The sequence below is a fragment of the Parabacteroides goldsteinii genome (genome assembly GCF_020091425.1).
Classification (GTDB): Bacteria; Bacteroidota; Bacteroidia; order Bacteroidales; family Tannerellaceae; genus Parabacteroides; species Parabacteroides goldsteinii.
In genome coordinates, this window is the sequence record NZ_CP081906.1 from 536,043 (window position 1) to 552,595 (window position 16,553).

At 44.3% G+C, this 16,553-nt stretch carries 14 protein-coding genes; 5 read left to right on the forward strand and 9 right to left on the reverse strand.

The window, feature by feature from the left end; genetic code table 11:
- Positions 1-12 precede the first annotated feature (12 nt).
- Positions 13-945, forward strand: a complete 933-nt coding sequence (gene metA / locus K6V26_RS03085) for a homoserine O-acetyltransferase MetA (protein ID WP_010800193.1) — start codon at positions 13-15, stop codon at positions 943-945.
- 22 nt (positions 946-967) lie between these two features.
- The gene (locus K6V26_RS03090) at positions 968-2,797 is read left to right on the forward strand and encodes a peptidase U32 family protein (protein ID WP_224264578.1); all 1,830 of its coding nucleotides are present in this window, start codon (positions 968-970) and stop codon (positions 2,795-2,797) included.
- Positions 2,798-2,817: 20 nt separating this feature from the next.
- Here the strand turns inward: K6V26_RS03090 and K6V26_RS03095 are convergent, their stop codons facing one another.
- Positions 2,818-5,931 (reverse strand): InlB B-repeat-containing protein, encoded by a 3,114-nt coding sequence (locus K6V26_RS03095; RefSeq protein ID WP_224264579.1) that lies wholly within the window; start codon positions 5,929-5,931, stop codon positions 2,818-2,820.
- 134 nt (positions 5,932-6,065) lie between these two features.
- Positions 6,066-6,815: a DNA-binding domain-containing protein gene (locus K6V26_RS03100; protein WP_224264580.1), complete on the reverse strand. Its 750-nt coding sequence runs from the start codon at positions 6,813-6,815 to the stop codon at positions 6,066-6,068.
- Between the two features lie 492 nt (positions 6,816-7,307).
- On the opposite strand from K6V26_RS03100, the gene K6V26_RS03105 reads away from it, so the two are divergent.
- From K6V26_RS03105 to K6V26_RS03115, 3 genes are all read left to right on the forward strand, one after another.
- Positions 7,308-8,126 carry a peptidylprolyl isomerase gene (locus K6V26_RS03105; RefSeq protein WP_224264581.1) on the forward strand — a complete coding sequence of 273 codons (819 nt, stop codon included), beginning with the start codon at positions 7,308-7,310 and terminating at the stop codon, positions 8,124-8,126.
- Between the two features lie 154 nt (positions 8,127-8,280).
- Positions 8,281-8,931, forward strand: coding sequence for an NAD(P)-dependent oxidoreductase (locus K6V26_RS03110; RefSeq protein WP_224264582.1), 651 nt, complete (start codon positions 8,281-8,283; stop codon positions 8,929-8,931).
- A 109-nt stretch (positions 8,932-9,040) separates the two neighbouring features.
- On the forward strand, positions 9,041-9,667 hold the full coding sequence (locus K6V26_RS03115; RefSeq protein ID WP_224264583.1) for an HAD family hydrolase: 627 nt from the start codon (positions 9,041-9,043) through the stop codon (positions 9,665-9,667).
- Positions 9,668-9,682: 15 nt separating this feature from the next.
- Here K6V26_RS03115 and K6V26_RS03120 read toward each other — a convergent pair whose 3' ends face one another.
- The 7 genes from K6V26_RS03120 to K6V26_RS03150 all read right to left on the reverse strand — a co-directional run bounded on the left by K6V26_RS03120 (position 9,683) and on the right by K6V26_RS03150 (position 16,544).
- Complete coding sequence (locus tag K6V26_RS03120; RefSeq protein ID WP_224264584.1) at positions 9,683-12,040, reverse strand: hybrid sensor histidine kinase/response regulator; 2,358 nt, start codon at positions 12,038-12,040, stop codon at positions 9,683-9,685.
- Between the two features lie 13 nt (positions 12,041-12,053).
- On the reverse strand, positions 12,054-12,416 hold the full coding sequence (locus K6V26_RS03125) for an Hpt domain-containing protein (RefSeq protein WP_007657596.1): 363 nt from the start codon (positions 12,414-12,416) through the stop codon (positions 12,054-12,056).
- Positions 12,417-12,715: 299 nt separating this feature from the next.
- Positions 12,716-13,756, reverse strand: coding sequence for a UDP-glucose 4-epimerase GalE (galE, locus tag K6V26_RS03130; RefSeq protein WP_007657598.1), 1,041 nt, complete (start codon positions 13,754-13,756; stop codon positions 12,716-12,718).
- A gap of 22 nt (positions 13,757-13,778) precedes the next feature.
- Positions 13,779-14,351, reverse strand: coding sequence for an electron transport complex subunit RsxA (gene rsxA / locus K6V26_RS03135; protein WP_007657600.1), 573 nt, complete (start codon positions 14,349-14,351; stop codon positions 13,779-13,781).
- 18 nt (positions 14,352-14,369) lie between these two features.
- Positions 14,370-14,954: an RnfABCDGE type electron transport complex subunit E gene (locus K6V26_RS03140; protein ID WP_028728844.1), complete on the reverse strand. Its 585-nt coding sequence runs from the start codon at positions 14,952-14,954 to the stop codon at positions 14,370-14,372.
- Positions 14,947-15,582: an RnfABCDGE type electron transport complex subunit G gene (locus tag K6V26_RS03145; protein WP_129699200.1), complete on the reverse strand. Its 636-nt coding sequence runs from the start codon at positions 15,580-15,582 to the stop codon at positions 14,947-14,949. The genes K6V26_RS03140 and K6V26_RS03145 overlap by 8 nt, the downstream gene beginning before the upstream one ends.
- Positions 15,583-15,584: 2 nt before the next feature.
- Positions 15,585-16,544, reverse strand: coding sequence for an RnfABCDGE type electron transport complex subunit D (locus K6V26_RS03150; RefSeq protein WP_122328723.1), 960 nt, complete (start codon positions 16,542-16,544; stop codon positions 15,585-15,587).
- Between the last annotated feature and the right edge of the window lie 9 nt (positions 16,545-16,553).

Consider the following 16,553-nt stretch of genomic DNA (forward strand, 5'->3'; position numbering starts at 1 on the left):
AGAGGAATCGCAATGCCATTAAATTTACAAAAGAATTTACCCGCTATTGAGCTTCTTAAAAAGGAACACATCTTTGTGATGGATTCCTTGCGTGCATCATCCCAGGATATCCGTCCGCTGCGTGTGGTGGTACTGAACCTGATGCCGTTGAAGATCACGACTGAGACAGACCTGATCCGTCTGTTGAGTAATACCCCTTTGCAGGTGGAGCTGGACTTTATGAAGATAAAGGGCCATACCCCAAAGAATACTCCGATCGAACATATGCAGGAGTTTTATAAAGACTTCGACGATATAGAGAAAGATTATTACGACGGAATGATCATTACCGGCGCTCCGGTTGAACAGATGCCTTTTGAAGATGTGAGTTACTGGGAAGAGGTGACGACGATCTTCGACTGGGCGCGTACGCATGTAACCTCTACATTATATATCTGTTGGGCGGCGCAGGCGGGATTGTATCATTTTTATGGTGTGCCTAAATATGATTTGCCGGCAAAGATGTTCGGTGTTTTCCGGCATACGTTGCGTGAGCCTTATCTGCCGATATTCCGCGGGTTCGATGATGAGTTTTATGTGCCTCACAGCCGTCATACCGAAATACGCCGTGAAGATATCCGGAAGGTACCGGAGTTGACGCTTCTTTCGGAGAGCGAGGAGTCGGGCGTTTATATGGCGATGTCGCGCGGCGGACGTGAGTTTTATATTACGGGCCATTCCGAATATTCGCCTTATACGTTGAGCGATGAATATATCCGCGACCTGAATAAAGGTCTTCCTATTTCCGTTCCCCACAACTATTACCGCAACAACGACCCGGCCCAGGGCCCTGTAGTCCGTTGGCGCGGCCATGCGAACCTGTTGTTTACAAACTGGCTGAACTATTACGTTTACCAGGCAACTCCGTTCAATATTGAGGATATAAAGAATTTGGGGAGTTTGTGATTGATAAATCTGAAATAACAATATGCCAATAAAACTCCGCCGCATAGAATTACTATCGCCGGCTAAAGATCTGAACTGTGGTATTGAAGCCATTAATCATGGGGCTGATGCCGTGTATATCGGTGCGCCGAAGTTTGGAGCCCGTGCCGCTGCCGGAAATACGTTGGAGGATATTCGTGCTCTTTGTGAATATGCTCATTTATATAATGCCCGTATCTATGTGGCGTTAAATACCATTCTGCGGGAAGAAGAATTGCCGGAAGTGGAGCAACTGATCTGGCAACTCTATCAGGCAGGAGCCGATGCTCTGATCGTACAGGACATGGGGATCACTCGCCTGAATCTGCCGCCTATCCCGCTGCATGCCAGCACACAAACGGATAACCGTACGCCTGAAAAGGTGAAGTTCCTGGAGGCAGCCGGTTTTACACAGGTAGTTCTGGCGCGCGAATTGTCGTTGAATGAGATTCGCCGCATATCGGAACAGGTTTCTGTCCCGTTGGAGGTTTTTGTGCATGGGGCATTATGTGTGAGTTACAGCGGGCAGTGCTATCTGAGCGCGGCTTTGAGCGGGCGGAGCGCTAACCGGGGAGAGTGTGCGCAATATTGCCGGTTGCCTTATTCGATGGTGGATGCGAACGGGACGGAGATCGTTCATAACAAACATTTGTTATCACTCAAGGATATGAACCGTTCCGACCAACTGGAGGCCCTGCTGGATGCAGGTGCTTCTTCCTTTAAAATAGAGGGACGACTGAAAGATGTCACTTATGTAAAGAATATAACAGCTTATTATCGGAAGAAACTGGATGCTATCCTAGCACGTCGTCCGGAATATTGCCGTGCCTCAGCAGGGAAAAGTAGCTATGAGTTTGAGCCGGTAGCCGAGAAAAGTTTCAACCGGGGATTTACTCCTTTCTTCCTGCATGAACGTACAAAAGATATAACAGCTTTCAATACTCCGAAATCGTTAGGTGAACCTGTCGGAACCGTCAAGGAACTGAAAGGCAATTCGTTTACCATCGCCGGAGTGAAGCAACTGAATAATGGGGATGGCTTGGTATTCTTCAATAGCCGTGGTGAGTTGGAAGGGTTTCGTGTCAACAGGGTAGAGGCGAACCGTGTCTTTCCGTTGGATATGCCGGATATAAAGCCCAAGACACCTTTGTATCGTAATTTTGACCAGGTTTTTGAAAAGCAGTTGGTGAAACCTTCTGCCGAACGTAAGCTGGCTGTAAAGATCGAATTCCTGGACAATCCTTTCGGTTTTACGTTGGTGATGGAAGATGAAACGGGAGCACGTGTGATGCTGACCGAGCCGTTCGATAAAGAGCTGGCACGTCGTGACCAGGCCGACAATATCCGGACGCAACTTGCCAAGTTGGGGAACACGCCGTTTGAAGCATCGGAAGTACATATAGGGATGAGTGAAAACTGGTTCGTCCCGTCGTCCCTTCTGGCAGATATGCGCCGCAAGGCCGTAGAGAAGTTGCAGTCAGATCGTATGATCCGTTATCAGCGTGAACTCTCGCGTAAGATTGAACCTGCGAAAGAGGTTCCTTTTCCGGAACGCCAGTTGACTTATCTGGGGAATGTATCAAATAGCCGGGCGGAAGCTTTTTATAAGGCGCATGGGGTAGAGACTGTTGCAGATGCTTTCGAATTAAAGCCGGAGAAAGATGTTCCGTTGATGTTTACGAAACATTGCTTGCGGTATAGCATGGGATGGTGTCCGACTTACCAGAAAGAGAAATCACCTTATAAGGAACCTTATTATCTTTTATATAGAGACACCCGGCTCCGCCTGCATTTCGATTGCAAGCGGTGCCGGATGTTGGTGTATGCGGAATAAGTATATTTTGCTTATTTCCTCTATTTCAATAGAACCTTCTGTCCCGGTCTGCCGTCTATTGTCAGGATATAGACACCGGCAGCCAGCCCTTCGAAGCAATTATCGCCGGGCGAAAGGAGACGCGTGAGGATCAGGCGACCGGAGATTTCGTTGAGATATAGGCTGGTAGCGTAGGGGACGGTGACCAGTAGTAGACCTTCGGACGTCGTGATATGGAAGCCGGATGGGAGCGGCTCGTTGCTGGTAGCAATGTCCTTAATGATGCCGGTGATTTCGATGTCAGTATCATTAATAACATTGGTTATGATGTATTTGCCGTCTGAAATACGTGGGACGAGCGTTTTACCGTCAGCGGTTACTACCGGCTGCGAGTCTTTTTGGTATCCTTCGGCGAGCGTAAGGAAGAAGCCGAAGCTATCCCAACTCTCTATCTCATAACTGCCTGCTGCCGGATCGGTGGTGACACCCTCTATAGCAGGGAGAGTAACAGTATAATAGGTAGGAACAGGAGGTGTAACAGGTATTGCACTGAATGTGGCTGTTACTGTTATATTTCCGGCTGGCATTATGATGGTGGTTTCCGTGAGAATGACCGAACCTTCTGTCCAGCTATAAGATAAAGTGGACAATTGGTGATTTGTAGCAGGACTCACTGTTAATGTGACAGTTTCGCCTGCCTGTGCTGTTTCCTTGTCAGCTTTAATTGTACCGTTAGTAATTGACGGATCGATGGTGATTGTATAGACGGGGATGATGGTGAATGTCCAGTCTTCGTTTGTCATGTCGGTAACCTTGTTGTAGTTATCACTCTCCGCAACATCGATTATTACGGTATAGGTACCAGCTTCTGTCGGAGCTTCTGATGTTATATTATCACTGGCATTTTCTTTATATTTAATTGTGATTTTATCGTTGTCGATAAGTGAAGTAGTTATGTTTGCAGCTTTTTTATTTCCATCATAAACCAGCTCTTCCGGGTTTGGTGCTTCAAACTGAAAATCGGTTACTGATAAATCAGCTTTGTTGACAGTTACGAGAAGTTCTTTTTTGAATACCTCATAATTACCCAGATCGTCCGGAGTAAATGTTGCAACAAATGAGTTTGGATTTGTAATAACGTTACCTACGGATGTCTCCGGGGCATCCCATGTCCAACCTTCGGGTAATCTTACATCAGCCAGTGTTTGGCCATAGATGGCAGATAAGCCGGATGGTTCGGTATAATCGGTTGCTGCATCCCCTGTTGCTTTTGTTACACTAACCGTGATGTTTCGTGTTACTTCCTGTTTATCTTCTTGGTAACCTTCAATTTTTGTCCAGTTATAATTGTTATAATCTTTGACTGTATAAATGGCAGAATAACCGCTATTAGTTACTGTTGGAATATCTGTTTCTTTTTCCCATTTCCATCCATCCGGCAAATCGATAGTAGATAATTGAACTCCGTAAGTAACGGAACCTGCAAGTTCTGGAGTAGCAAATTCAGCCTTGTCAGCTTTTGCAACCTCAAACGTTTTTGATACCGTTTTTTCCTCTTTCGTATATTTTATGGTATATGTTCCGGCATTTTTTACTTCTGTCGGCTCAATTGTAGACTTCCAGTCGTTTGCTTCTAACGGAACTGTTTCTCCGAGAATGGACATTGAAAGATTGATGGCTGAATTAGCTACCGTTGAAAGATCTTCTCGGGTATACTTCAGATCCTGTGGAACTGAAATCATATCTTCTGTTAGTGTTTCAACAATTTGTGTTCCCTCATTATTTTCGATGAACGTCCCACTACCTTTGAAAGTCGAATTTTCCCTGATTTGCATTTCTCCATTGTTGGTTAGTGCGTGATTGGTTGTTAGTTGGGCATTTTGGGATATTACAAGAACTTCATCTTGTTGGATAGTCAGATCTTCATTTAAAGTATATTCTCCGTAAATGGTACCGGTCTTTTTAGCATCAACATCACCATCTTTCTCCCATACGAATGAATTGGTGATGGTTGTTTTTGATTCCTGTCCGTCATTTACATTGAAACATTTGTAGGTACTACTACTGCAATGTACGTCTATATAACTATTACTAACAGTAATTTTATTGCTTGCATTGTTAGTCCGTACAGTAATTCCGCCTAATTCAGAATCATTAATGAGAAGTGTACTCCCGTCAACCGTTATTGTTCCGGCTTGATCATTTCCGGCTTTAACTACTACTGCGTGGTGAGGTGTTTTTTCTTTTATTGTTACCATGCTCCCGTTGGATATGGAAATATTTTCTCCGGCGAAAAGCCCGGCATACCCCGTCTTATTAATAGTTATGTCGCAGTTATTAATAGAAATATCTTTGGTGGCGTAAATTCCTGTATATCCGGCTTTATCCACAGTCACTTTGCTATTATTGGAAATTGTAATCTTGTTTGCGGAGATGGCATGGCTAGATTGTGTTGTTTCCCCGATTTCAATACTACTGTTTTCAATCGCAAGATCTCCATAATTCATTCTGATAGCGGCTTTCCCCGATTTAAGAACCTTTATGGTGCTATTTTTGATTGTAGAGGCTTTGTTAGCATCATTACCATAAAAGGCCGTTTCACCACAATCTTCTATCGTAATTTTACTATCATTAATTTGCATTGATTTGTAACTGTGGATAGCGTTTTTATAGCTTAAGCCTTCTTTGGCGATTATTGTCACATTACTAATATTTATATAGCTGCTTTCAATTAGATAGCCTGCATTGCTAGCATTGGTAGCATTTCCTTTTAATATTAGTGATCCATTGTTTTCGCCTGTTATATTCAAAGTATTATCGGCAAATAGTTGCCTTATGGAAGAATAAGGATAATTCTGTTTCGGAAAATTACCATTATGTGTAATTGTATTTTCTCCGATCAATTTAACTATCGCTTTATCCGGTAACGTAATAGCTGAATTATTATTACTATTTTCTATGGGTTCAATGAGCATGTTCAGTCCCTTTAAAGTAAGAGTCAAGTTCTCTTTATCCCATTTATATCCATATTGATCCAGTTGATCAGTTGTTTCAGTATCTCTGAAGTCAAGTCGAGTAGTAAGCTGCTCTATTTCGCTCGATGCCATAACCGGTATAAGCAGGAAGGTAAAAAGTAAAATGAAAAATTTCTGCATAATGATTATCTATTATTGTTATATCTGTTTTAAATGAATTTAAGGGGTAAGCAAACAGGCTTTGCCCGCTCACGCAAAAGGTCTTTGCCTTACCGCGCAAAGGGTCTTTGCGTGATAAAGCAAAGGCGACCAGGCTATTCTATCTCAGGACGGTCTCCGCCTCCACCTCCGTTACCCACAACAATAGTCGTACTTACGCTGCGGGGTTCTTTCAGTAGCTGTGCACTTTGACTGTATTGTGTGCATACTGTCAGTGTATATGTATCATCTGCCAGGTCGGCCGGTAGCAAGAGGGTAAGCTCTGACGGTTTGTTGATACTTACTTCGTCATCTTCCAATTTTCTGACAACACCTTTACTATCAGTTAGAGTTACACCGACTGATTCGTTTGAACCGACTACTTTCAGGTGCGAGCCACGAACGAAGAAGTTACGTCCCGGAGTAGCTGTCCCGTCTTTCAAACCGGTTTTGCGATCTTCTACTTCAAGGATATACATTACGTTTGCTTTCGTACCGAGTATTTCTACTTTAGTTTTAGCAATCGCTTCGCGCAGAAGCTTTTCCTGGATAAATGATACGTAGACTGAGTTCGTTTTTGGATCCCATTGTCCTTTATCAATTACTCCGACAAATTGTGCCACAGCACGGAAAAGACCTGTGTTTACACTGTATCCGTTTAATATCAGGCGCATAACAACGCGAAGGAAGAGGGTAACGACGTGTACGATTGTTTCCATTCGAAGTCCCGTATCTTCCTCTTTCATCTCGTTATAAATTTGTTCAAGTCCGATGTTGCCGGATGATTCGAGCAAAAGGATTTTGTCGTCTTTGTTGTCTGTGGTAACCGTATTATCGGCTAACCAACCTTTTAATGTGTTTTGCATACTGTTAAATTTATGTTGTTAATAAGAAAATAATTGTATATAATGGGGTAGAATATGAGTAGAAATTATCCCTTTATTTCCCTTTTTTAAGCTAAAAGTTAGAATCTTTCTAAAAAGATAGAGTATGATATTTAAATCCTTGAGCTTCATTGCCAGTAATGTTTTAGTCTGTGTAGAACTAAAGACAAACCGGACGATAATCGTCTTATATACTTCGTGGATTATAATTAATTTCTTAGAATCAAGCTAAAACTTTTAGGATAAACGATATTTTTTAATAGATCATGAATTAATTGAATATAAAGCTTTGGCTGTAACGATTAATTTATATCTTTGCCATCAATAATAACGTAGTTCTACACAGACTAAGTTATTTCTGTCTACTCATTGACCTTGTCAGGATATCTAATAATAAAAGTATGATAAGGATTATTCTCACAGATGTATAAATACTTATCTTTGCTGCAAGTTTTTTATTAAATTCTAATCGAAATGAAACAACAACTATTCGCCTTTTTACTCGTCTTGTTTACTTTGGTCTCTTGTGGCGATAAACCGCTGGACCCTTCGAAACCCGTTTATGTGACAGTGAAAACGACTATGGGAGATGTTACTGTCCTGTTGTATGATGACACTCCTTTGCACCGTGATAACTTTATCCGATTGTGCCAGTCGGGTGAATATGAGGGGATGCTATTTCACCGTATCATTAAAGATTTTGTAGTGCAAGGCGGTGATCCGACCAGCAAAGCTCATGAACCGGGCGTTTTGTATGGAGACGGTGATGGTGGTTATACCGTTCCGGCCGAGATACTTCCCAATCATTTCAATAAACGAGGTGCTCTGATCGATGCCAAGGAAAGCGATGATGTAAATCCCGAACGTGCATCGGCCGGAACCCAGTTTTGTTTTGTGCAGGGGAAGAAACATACCGATGCCGAACTGGATGAGAAAGAGGCACGGATCAACCAGATTCGCCGTAACTGGTTATATTATAAATTTTTGGACCGGTTGAAGAAAGAAGAACCGGCACTGGCTGCCGACTCTTTGGAAACGGAACTGACAAACCGTGTTCTGGTGATGGTGGAGGATACATTGGCTGACTTGGGGCCGTATGTTATTCCTGCCGAACAGCGCGAAGTATATAAGACGGTTGGCGGAGTACCCCACCTGGATAGTTCCGTGACGATCTTCGGAGAAGTGGTGGACGGTTTCGATATCGTAGAGAAAATGTCGCTGGTGAAAACGGATAAGAATGACCGGCCTATCCGGGATGTTATGATCAAATCGACGAAAGTATTTCAAAAGTAACTAGTCCCTGTACTTGACACGGGGCCGCATAAGGGCTGTCTGTATCGATTGATAATAGGATATATGGGCGGTGCCTTTGCGATCCCGTGTCAGGCACGGGAACAGTTTGCCATTGTATGTTGTTCTATAGAAAGTAATCAAACAACATACAGTCATGAAGAAAATAGTTATCATAGGTGCGACCGGCTATGTCGGATCCGCTATTCTGAAAGAAGCATTAGGCAGAGGGCATCAGGTAAAAGCCATCGTCAGAGATCCGTCGAAACTGACTTTAATCCATCCGCATCTGAAAGTCGTGGGAGGGAGTGTGATCGATACGGACTTTTTATCCCGCGAACTGGCTAAGTCGGATGCGGTGATCAGTGCTTTTAATCCGGGCTGGTCGAATCCTAATATTTATGAAGAGACACTGGAAGGCTATGGCTCTATCCTTTGTGCCGTTCGCAACTCCGGTGTGCATCGTTTCCTGATGGTTGGCGGAGCAGGCAGTTTGTTGGTGGCTCCCGGTCGTCAACTGATGGATGAACCGGACGTTCCCAAGAAACTTTTACCGGGAATACGAGGGATGGCAAAGGTTTATACCGATTTGTTGTTGCCGGAAAAGTCGGTGGATTGGGTTTTCCTGAGTCCTGCGGCTAATATGGCTCCGGGAGAGCGTACCGGAAAGTTCCGTCTGGGAAAAGATGAACTGATTGTCGATGAAAGTGGGGATAGCAACATCTCCGTAGAAGATTTCGCTGTAGCCATGATCGATGAACTGGAACAGGAAAAGCATCATCAGGAGCGGTTTACACTTGGGTACTAAGTATCTTAGGCAAAACAGTTGCAGGCATTCGAATAGTTGTTGCTTTACACTTATTATGCTTATCTTTGTCAGGAAGTAGAGATAAAGATAGATGTAAAAAGAGATAATTATGGCAAAGATTAAAAACATTGTATTTGATTTAGGAGGAGTTTTTATAGACCTGGATCATGATCAGGCAGTTCGTCGCTTTAAAGAGATCGGCGTGGAGGATGCGGAACAGTTGCTGGATCCTTATGAGCAGAAAGGGATCTTTCTGGAAGTGGAAAATGGTGCGATCAGTGCTGACGAGTTTTGCCAAAAGCTTCGGGAGCATACGGGGAAGGACCTGACGTATGAAGATATAAAATCCGGTTGGCTGGGATTTATCGCCGATACGCCTCAATATAAGCTCGATTATGTGTTGAAACTTCGCGAGCACTACAATGTTTATCTGTTGAGCAATACCAATCCCATCATCCAGGAAGGGTGGGCAAGGACAAACGAGTTTACTCCGGCAGGTCGTCCGATCGGTGCCTATTTTGACAAAATGTACACCTCGTATGAAGTCGGCGTAACGAAACCTGACCGGCGTATCTTTGACTATATGATCAAAGACAGCGGACTGATTCCGGCAGAGACGCTCTTTGTGGATGATGGTAAAAGCAATATTGAAGTAGGACACACATTGGGCTTCATCACCTACCAACCCCAAAACGGGGAAGATTGGCGTGAAGCTATCGATGCGCTGTTGAAATAAACCGGTTGGGGGTATTCAACGGAACCACTTTCCCATAACACTGTAAAGCCTGTCTATTTCTATAGGCTTGGCGATATGTTCGTTCATTCCGGCTTCCAGGCTTAGCCGTACGTCTTCGGCAAAAGCGTTGGCCGACATAGCTACGATCGGTAAGTCTTTGGTGTCTTGCCGGTCGAGAAGGCGGATTTGCCGGGTGGCTTCCAAACCGTCCATGACAGGCATTTGTATATCCATGATTATGAAATCGTAATATCCTTCAGGAGAATCCGCAACCTTGTTTACGGCTTCCAGTCCGTCGCTGGCTGTTTCAATTTCAGCACCGGTTTCCTGTAGCAATTCATAAGCGATCTCACGATTCAGCTCGTTGTCTTCCACAACGAGTATCCGTTTGCCTGGGAAAGAGGTGACGGTAGATGGTACGATAGTGACCTCTTCTTCCTCTTTTTTGTTTGTGGCAAACTTTTTCATCAGGTGGAACAGTTTGGACTTCATGATAGGCTTACAGATGAAACCGTTGACCCCAGCTTTCAAGGCTTCGATTTCGTAGCCGGAATAGTCGTAAGCCGAAATGATGATGATAGGAATATCCGGTCCTACGCATTCCCGTATTTTGTAGGTTGTTTCAATGCCATTCATGTTGGGCATCATCAGGTCTATGATGATTGCAAAATACTTGTTCCCGTCGCTTACTTTCTGTACGGCATCCTGACCGGAAAGAACCCATTCCGGCTTCATTCCCAATTCTTGCAGATTTTCACAGGCTATTTCGCAGGATACATCATCATCATCCACAACCAATACCGGCAGGTCTATTAATAGATTGTTGTCGTATTCATCCATGCCTCCCAGTTTGACATGGAATCTCATGGTGAATTTGGAGCCTTTCCCGTATTCGCTCTCTACCAGAATATCGCCGTTCATCATCTGGGCGATATGACGGCTGATCGCCATACCGAGTCCGGTACCCTGGATATTACGGATGGCTTTATCGTCCGACCGTTCGAACGGCTCGAATACTTTGCTTAAGAATTCAGGTTTCATTCCTATGCCATTGTCCGTGACGGCTATTTCAAATTGCCCATAACCGTTATAAACGGAAGGTTTCTCCTCGACTGAAATTTGTATTAGTCCTTTGTCCGGGGTATATTTGATTGCATTTGTCAGCATATTCAACAGTGCTTGTTGTATGCGTTGTACGTCACCGATCAGGCATTCGTGCTTTACTTTGCTGTGTATTACTAACTTTTGCTTTTTGGCTTCAAAGGCCGACTGCACCATGATAAATAAACTTTCCAGCAGTTCATCGAGTTTGAATGTCTCTTCCGTCAGCATGATCTTACCGCTTTCGAGCTTCGACATATCCAGTACTTCGTTTATCAGGTTGAGCAGGAGCTTGGAAGATATGGTTATCTTCTTCAGACAATCAGCTATGCGGTTCTGGTCGTTCATATGAAGACCGGCTATTGCCGTCATACCCACGATTGCATTTATGGGAGTACGTACGTCATGGCTCATTCGCGACAGGAAGTCTGACTTGGCACGGTTGGCGGCAGTTGCGCTCTGTAGGGCTTCCTGCAACAATAACTTCTGTTTTCTCTCTTCCTTGATTTCAGTTATATCGGTCCTGGTCATCAGCCAGATGTTTTGTTCCCTGTCGAAGTAGCTGAACCGCATTTTCTTTTCACGGTTTTCACCGTTTTCGATCATGGTGCCGTATAAAATATACTCTCCATGCTGTCGCAGTATCGGATCGACGTGGGCGATACTCATTTTCTCGGTCATTGCATCACAAAATTCCGGTTCCATATACTGTCGGTTGTACTCTGCAACTACCGCTTCATAGTTACTGCTGGCTACCGGAGGAGGAGTTTCGCTTTCCGTACCGGAAGTGTACATGACATAACTGTTTTTAGATGCTTCGATATAAATCACATAGTCGTATTCTGCTTTTACGGCTGTTTCAATGATTTGTGATTTCCTGAAATCATTAACATTGTGGCTAGAGAGGACAACCCTGTCGGGTATGCCTTCTTTGTTAGTCAAGATATCTATAAAGGCTTCGTGCCATTCAAAACCGAAATGTTTGTTACAGAAACGCATGTCGAATTTTTTGTGGAAACATCCTTCGGCTATCATTTTATGGAAGGCTTCAAGCGAAACTGTTTCGTCCCATAAAATATGGTCAGGCGGATAGACATCATTCTTTATCGTGTTATTGAGAATGACGTAATCATGTTTCGTATTTTCCAACTCCGGAATCATGGAGTCTTTCTGTATTTCGACACTTCCGTCCTCCAGGTAGATAGTCCAGATAGTATCCATGAGGTATTGGTAGTTAGCCAATGATTTATTTGATGTAAGCCTCTTATCCATGCAGTTTGTTTTATTATCTTGCTTTGTGTTCGGTAATCAGGTCGCAGATTAGTTTGTATTGTACTTTCAACTGATCAAACAGGTCTTGTATACCTTCACTCTCTCCGGCTCTGAGTTTTTCCGTCATCGGGATCAATATGTCCGATATATTTGTCAGGTCAAGCGTTGCCGCCAGTCCTTTTAATGTATGGGCATGTCTGAAAGCCTGGGAAATATTATTCTCATTGAGGCTTCTTTCCATCAGGATGAAGTTTTCATCCATAGGGAATTTGGAGAGTATTCTTTCATAAAACTGTTCATTATCCATGAAACGGTTTAATGCACTATCCAGGTTAACTCCGTATGCTTGTAACTTCTCTTTATATTCGCTTGTCATGTTTTTATCGCCATTTATATAACAAATCATCTGTCTGTTACGAAAGGAATCCCCAAAAGTAGATAAAAAATATATATGGAGATGGAAAAAACGTTATAATTCAATAGGAATGTATGCTTTTTTCTGCTATTTGACGAATCCGGTCCTCCGACGAGCCTGTTTTGATGTCTGATGTTGGTTTTGAAGCTCAGTTGACGTTTCATTGATAAGTTCCGGTTGCAATGTGGGGGATCAAGAAAAATGCCGGAAGAAATCTCTGGAGAATCTTCCGGCATGCTTATTTAAAAAAGACTTTTCTTTTATTGGATACCGCGTTCGCGCAGTTTTTCCTGCCATTTCCAGGCAGAAGCCAATGTGTCGGACAATGTTTCTTTAGCAGTCCATCCCAATACCTTATTGGCACGTTCCGGATTAGCCCAAACTTTTTCGATATCACCTTCGCGACGGCCTACGATTTTGTGAGGAACTTTTACACCGGTAGCTTTTTCGAATGTATTGATCAGTTCCAACACCGTTACACCGTTACCGGTTCCCAGGTTGAAATATTCAACATTTTCTTCAGTTTTACCACCCAGCATACGGTCCATAGCAATTACGTGTGCTTTTGCCAGGTCGACTACATTGATATAGTCGCGGATACAAGAGCCGTCAGGTGTATCATAGTCGTCACCGAATACGCTCAGTTCCTTGCGGATACCGATTGCAGTCTGTGTCAGATACGGGATCAGGTTCTGAGGAACACCGTTAGGCAATTCGCCGATTTCTGCACTCGGGTGAGCACCGATCGGGTTGAAGTAACGCAGGATAATGCTCTTGAACGGAGCGTTTGCGTGAATAGTATCGCGGATGATCTCTTCGTTGATCTGTTTGGTGTTGCCATAAGGAGAAGTAGCCGGTTTGATCGGGGCATCTTCTGTTACAGGCAGGTTTTCGGGATCAGGCTGTCCGTAAACGGTACAGGAAGAAGAGAATACAATACCTTCGATATTAAATTCCGGCATCAGTTCCAGTAGGTTTACCAGCGTAACAACATTGTTACGGTAGTACTTCAGCGGCTGCTGAACCGATTCGCCAACAGCTTTGCTTGCTGCGAAAAGGATGATACCGTTGATACCCGGATGAGCCTTCAATGCTTCGCGGGTTCCTTCTTTATCTTTTAAATCCAGTTTGATGAATTCAGGACGGATACCTGTGATCTTTTCAATGCCATCCAACACTTCGATATTGGAGTTTGACAGGTCGTCGATGATAACAACATCATAACCTGCATTCTGCAACTCAACTGTAGTGTGTGAGCCAATATATCCGGTTCCACCTGCTACTAAGATTTTCTTTTTCATGCTAGTCTCTATTTAGATTAAATTATACGATTCCGGAGAATCCCATAAACGCCATTGCCAGTAAACCGGCTGTTATCAGCGCAATAGGGGTACCTTTCATACCTTCGGGAACACGTGTCAAAGCCAACTGTTCTCTTATCCCTGCAAAGATAACTAAAGCTAGCGCAAATCCAATAGCTGTTGATATTGCATATACAACAGATTCCAATAAATTATATTCTTTTTGTATTACGAGGATGGCGACACCCAGAATACAGCAGTTGGTGGTGATCAGCGGAAGAAACACGCCAAGTGCCTGGTAAAGAGCCGGAGAAACCTTTTTCAGAATGATCTCGACCATCTGAACCAGTGCGGCGATGATCAGGATAAAACTGATGGTCTGCATAAAGCCCAATCCGAACTTATCCAGGATATATTTCTGCACCAGGAAAGTAACGATGGTTGCGATCGTCAACACGAATGTTACTGCTGCACCCATACCGGCTGCCGTTTCCACCTTCTTCGATACGCCCAGGAACGGACAGATTCCCAGGAACTGCGCCAACACTACGTTGTTGACGAATACGGCTGCGATAAATATTAGTATATATTCCATATCTTTCGTTTTTTAATATCAGGCTTTACGCAATTTATTAACAATAGCAATCAGGTAACCCAGCGCGATAAAGGCACCCGGAGCCAATACAAAGATCAGCGAACCATATTGTTCGGGCATCAGTGTCAGGCCGAACAGTTTACCTGTTCCCAGCAGTTCGCGGGTAGCTCCGAGCAAGGTAAGTGCCAGCGTAAAGCCGAGTCCCATACCTAATCCGTCGAATGCGGAAGGGATCACTCCGTTTTTAGCGGCAAATGCTTCCGCACGTCCCAACACGATACAGTTTACAACGATCAGCGGGATGAACAATCCCAGGCTGGCGTAAAGAGCCGGAACGAATGCTTCCATACACATCTGTACCACGGTTACGAATGTAGCGATTACGACAATAAAGGCCGGAATACGTACCATGTCGGGGATCAGGTTCTTCAAGGCTGAAATAACCATATTGGAACAGATCAGAACGAACATGGTTGCCAGTCCCATACTCATACCGTTCAATGCTGAAGAAGTTGTTCCCAGAGTTGGACACATACCCAGCAACAAGACAAATGTCGGGTTCTCTTTGATGATACCGTTCATCAATACTTTCATATTACTCATTGTCGTTTCCTCCCTCGTTAGTGTTAGCAGTTGTTGCACCGGTTACTCCGTCAGTTCCGGCGAATGCGCTGTAAGCACGGTTCACCGCATCCAGAAATGCACGGCTGGTGATGGTTGCTGCTGTGATAGCATCCACGTCGCCACCGTCTTTAGTTACTTTTAATGGTCCGGCGGACAGGCTGCGTCCCAAAACGCTTTGTTTATTCTTGTCCGTACTGAACCATTCCTGCATTTTAGCTCCCAGACCGGGAGTTTCCGCATGCTGTAATACGGAATAGTTCAATAACTTGCCTTCCTTATCGAATCCGACGATCACTTTGATCTCTCCGCTGAATCCTTTTTTTGTATTACTTTCGACAGCTGCACCTACGAACTCTCCGCCTTTGGTAGCCGGATAGATTTTCAGGGAATCGCCGTCGCCTGTAACTGCCATATAAGCGTCCTCTGACGGTTTGTTGTCGAATTCAGGTGTAACAGCTTTGATAGCAGCTTCCAGCGCAGCAGCTTTGGAGGCTGCAATCGGGCCGGTGGTGTACATATTTACTCCGGCTAATATCGCTCCCGCAACCAAACAGATGATGGTAAGCGACAAGAGCATATTGGGTAATGTTGATTTTAGTTTTGCCATGCTTATTTCCCTCCAAAATGTTTAGGTTTGATATAACTGTTGATCAGCGGGGTAAATGCATTCATAATAAGAATAGCAAACGACATACCTTCCGGATAAGAACCAAACAGACGGATAACGGTGGTCAGAATACCGATACCGACACCGTAGACCAGCATACCGTTCTTGCTCATGGGCGAAGTCACATAGTCGGTTGCCATAAAGATGGCTCCCAGCATCAGACCTCCCGACAGCAGGTGAACGAACGGACTTGCGTATTGTACCGGATTAACCAGGTGCATAATACCTGTGAATACAAATACGGTCAGCAGGATAGAAACCGGAATCTGCCAGGTAATAATCTTTTTCCATAACATAAAGACGAGTCCCAGCAGCAATGCCAGTGCACTTACTTCACCAAGGCTGCCGCCCATTTTACCTAACAACATATCTACCAGGGTAGGCAACTTGTCGAGTGCCCCTTCGTTCATCAGTGATAAAACAGTTGCACCGGTGGTTGCGTCGGTGTAGGCTGTCAGCTGTCCGACTTCCGGCCACATCGTCATCTGTGCCGGGAAAGAGATCAGCAGGAATACACGTCCGACTAATGCCGGGTTAAAAATATTGTTACCCAGTCCGCCAAATGACATCTTACCGATACCGATTGCTGCCAGTGCACCGATCAGGATGATCCATACAGGCAGGTTCGACGGCAGGTTGAATGCCAGCAGTACACCGGTCAGGATAGCCGAACCGTCACATACGGTCGGTTCCTTTTTCATCAGGAACTTCTGGATCAGATATTCAAAGAGGACGCAGGCTACGACCGATGTTGCAGTAACGATCAGCGCACCCAACCCGAAGTAGTAGAGGGATACCAGGAAAGCCGGAACAAGGGCAATCAGTACACCATACATATTTTTGCTTATGCTATCGCCGCCGTGGATATGGGGCGAAGGAGATACTATTAAATTATTTTCCATATTGCTCTG

Coding starts and splice junctions, on each gene's coding strand:
- metA (WP_010800193.1), top strand. CDS start 13: ATGCCATTAAATTTACAAAAGAATTTACCCGCTATTGAGCTTCTTAAA.
- K6V26_RS03120 (WP_224264584.1), bottom strand. CDS start 12,040: ATGGATAAGAGGCTTACATCAAATAAATCATTGGCTAACTACCAATAC.
- K6V26_RS03105 (WP_224264581.1), top strand. CDS start 7,308: ATGAAACAACAACTATTCGCCTTTTTACTCGTCTTGTTTACTTTGGTC.
- K6V26_RS03140 (WP_028728844.1), bottom strand. CDS start 14,954: ATGAGTAATATGAAAGTATTGATGAACGGTATCATCAAAGAGAACCCG.
- K6V26_RS03115 (WP_224264583.1), top strand. CDS start 9,041: ATGGCAAAGATTAAAAACATTGTATTTGATTTAGGAGGAGTTTTTATA.
- K6V26_RS03100 (WP_224264580.1), bottom strand. CDS start 6,815: ATGCAAAACACATTAAAAGGTTGGTTAGCCGATAATACGGTTACCACA.
- K6V26_RS03145 (WP_129699200.1), bottom strand. CDS start 15,582: ATGGCAAAACTAAAATCAACATTACCCAATATGCTCTTGTCGCTTACC.
- rsxA (WP_007657600.1), bottom strand. CDS start 14,351: ATGGAATATATACTAATATTTATCGCAGCCGTATTCGTCAACAACGTA.
- K6V26_RS03125 (WP_007657596.1), bottom strand. CDS start 12,416: ATGACAAGCGAATATAAAGAGAAGTTACAAGCATACGGAGTTAACCTG.
- K6V26_RS03095 (WP_224264579.1), bottom strand. CDS start 5,931: ATGCAGAAATTTTTCATTTTACTTTTTACCTTCCTGCTTATACCGGTT.
- K6V26_RS03150 (WP_122328723.1), bottom strand. CDS start 16,544: ATGGAAAATAATTTAATAGTATCTCCTTCGCCCCATATCCACGGCGGC.
- galE (WP_007657598.1), bottom strand. CDS start 13,756: ATGAAAAAGAAAATCTTAGTAGCAGGTGGAACCGGATATATTGGCTCA.
- K6V26_RS03110 (WP_224264582.1), top strand. CDS start 8,281: ATGAAGAAAATAGTTATCATAGGTGCGACCGGCTATGTCGGATCCGCT.
- K6V26_RS03090 (WP_224264578.1), top strand. CDS start 968: ATGCCAATAAAACTCCGCCGCATAGAATTACTATCGCCGGCTAAAGAT.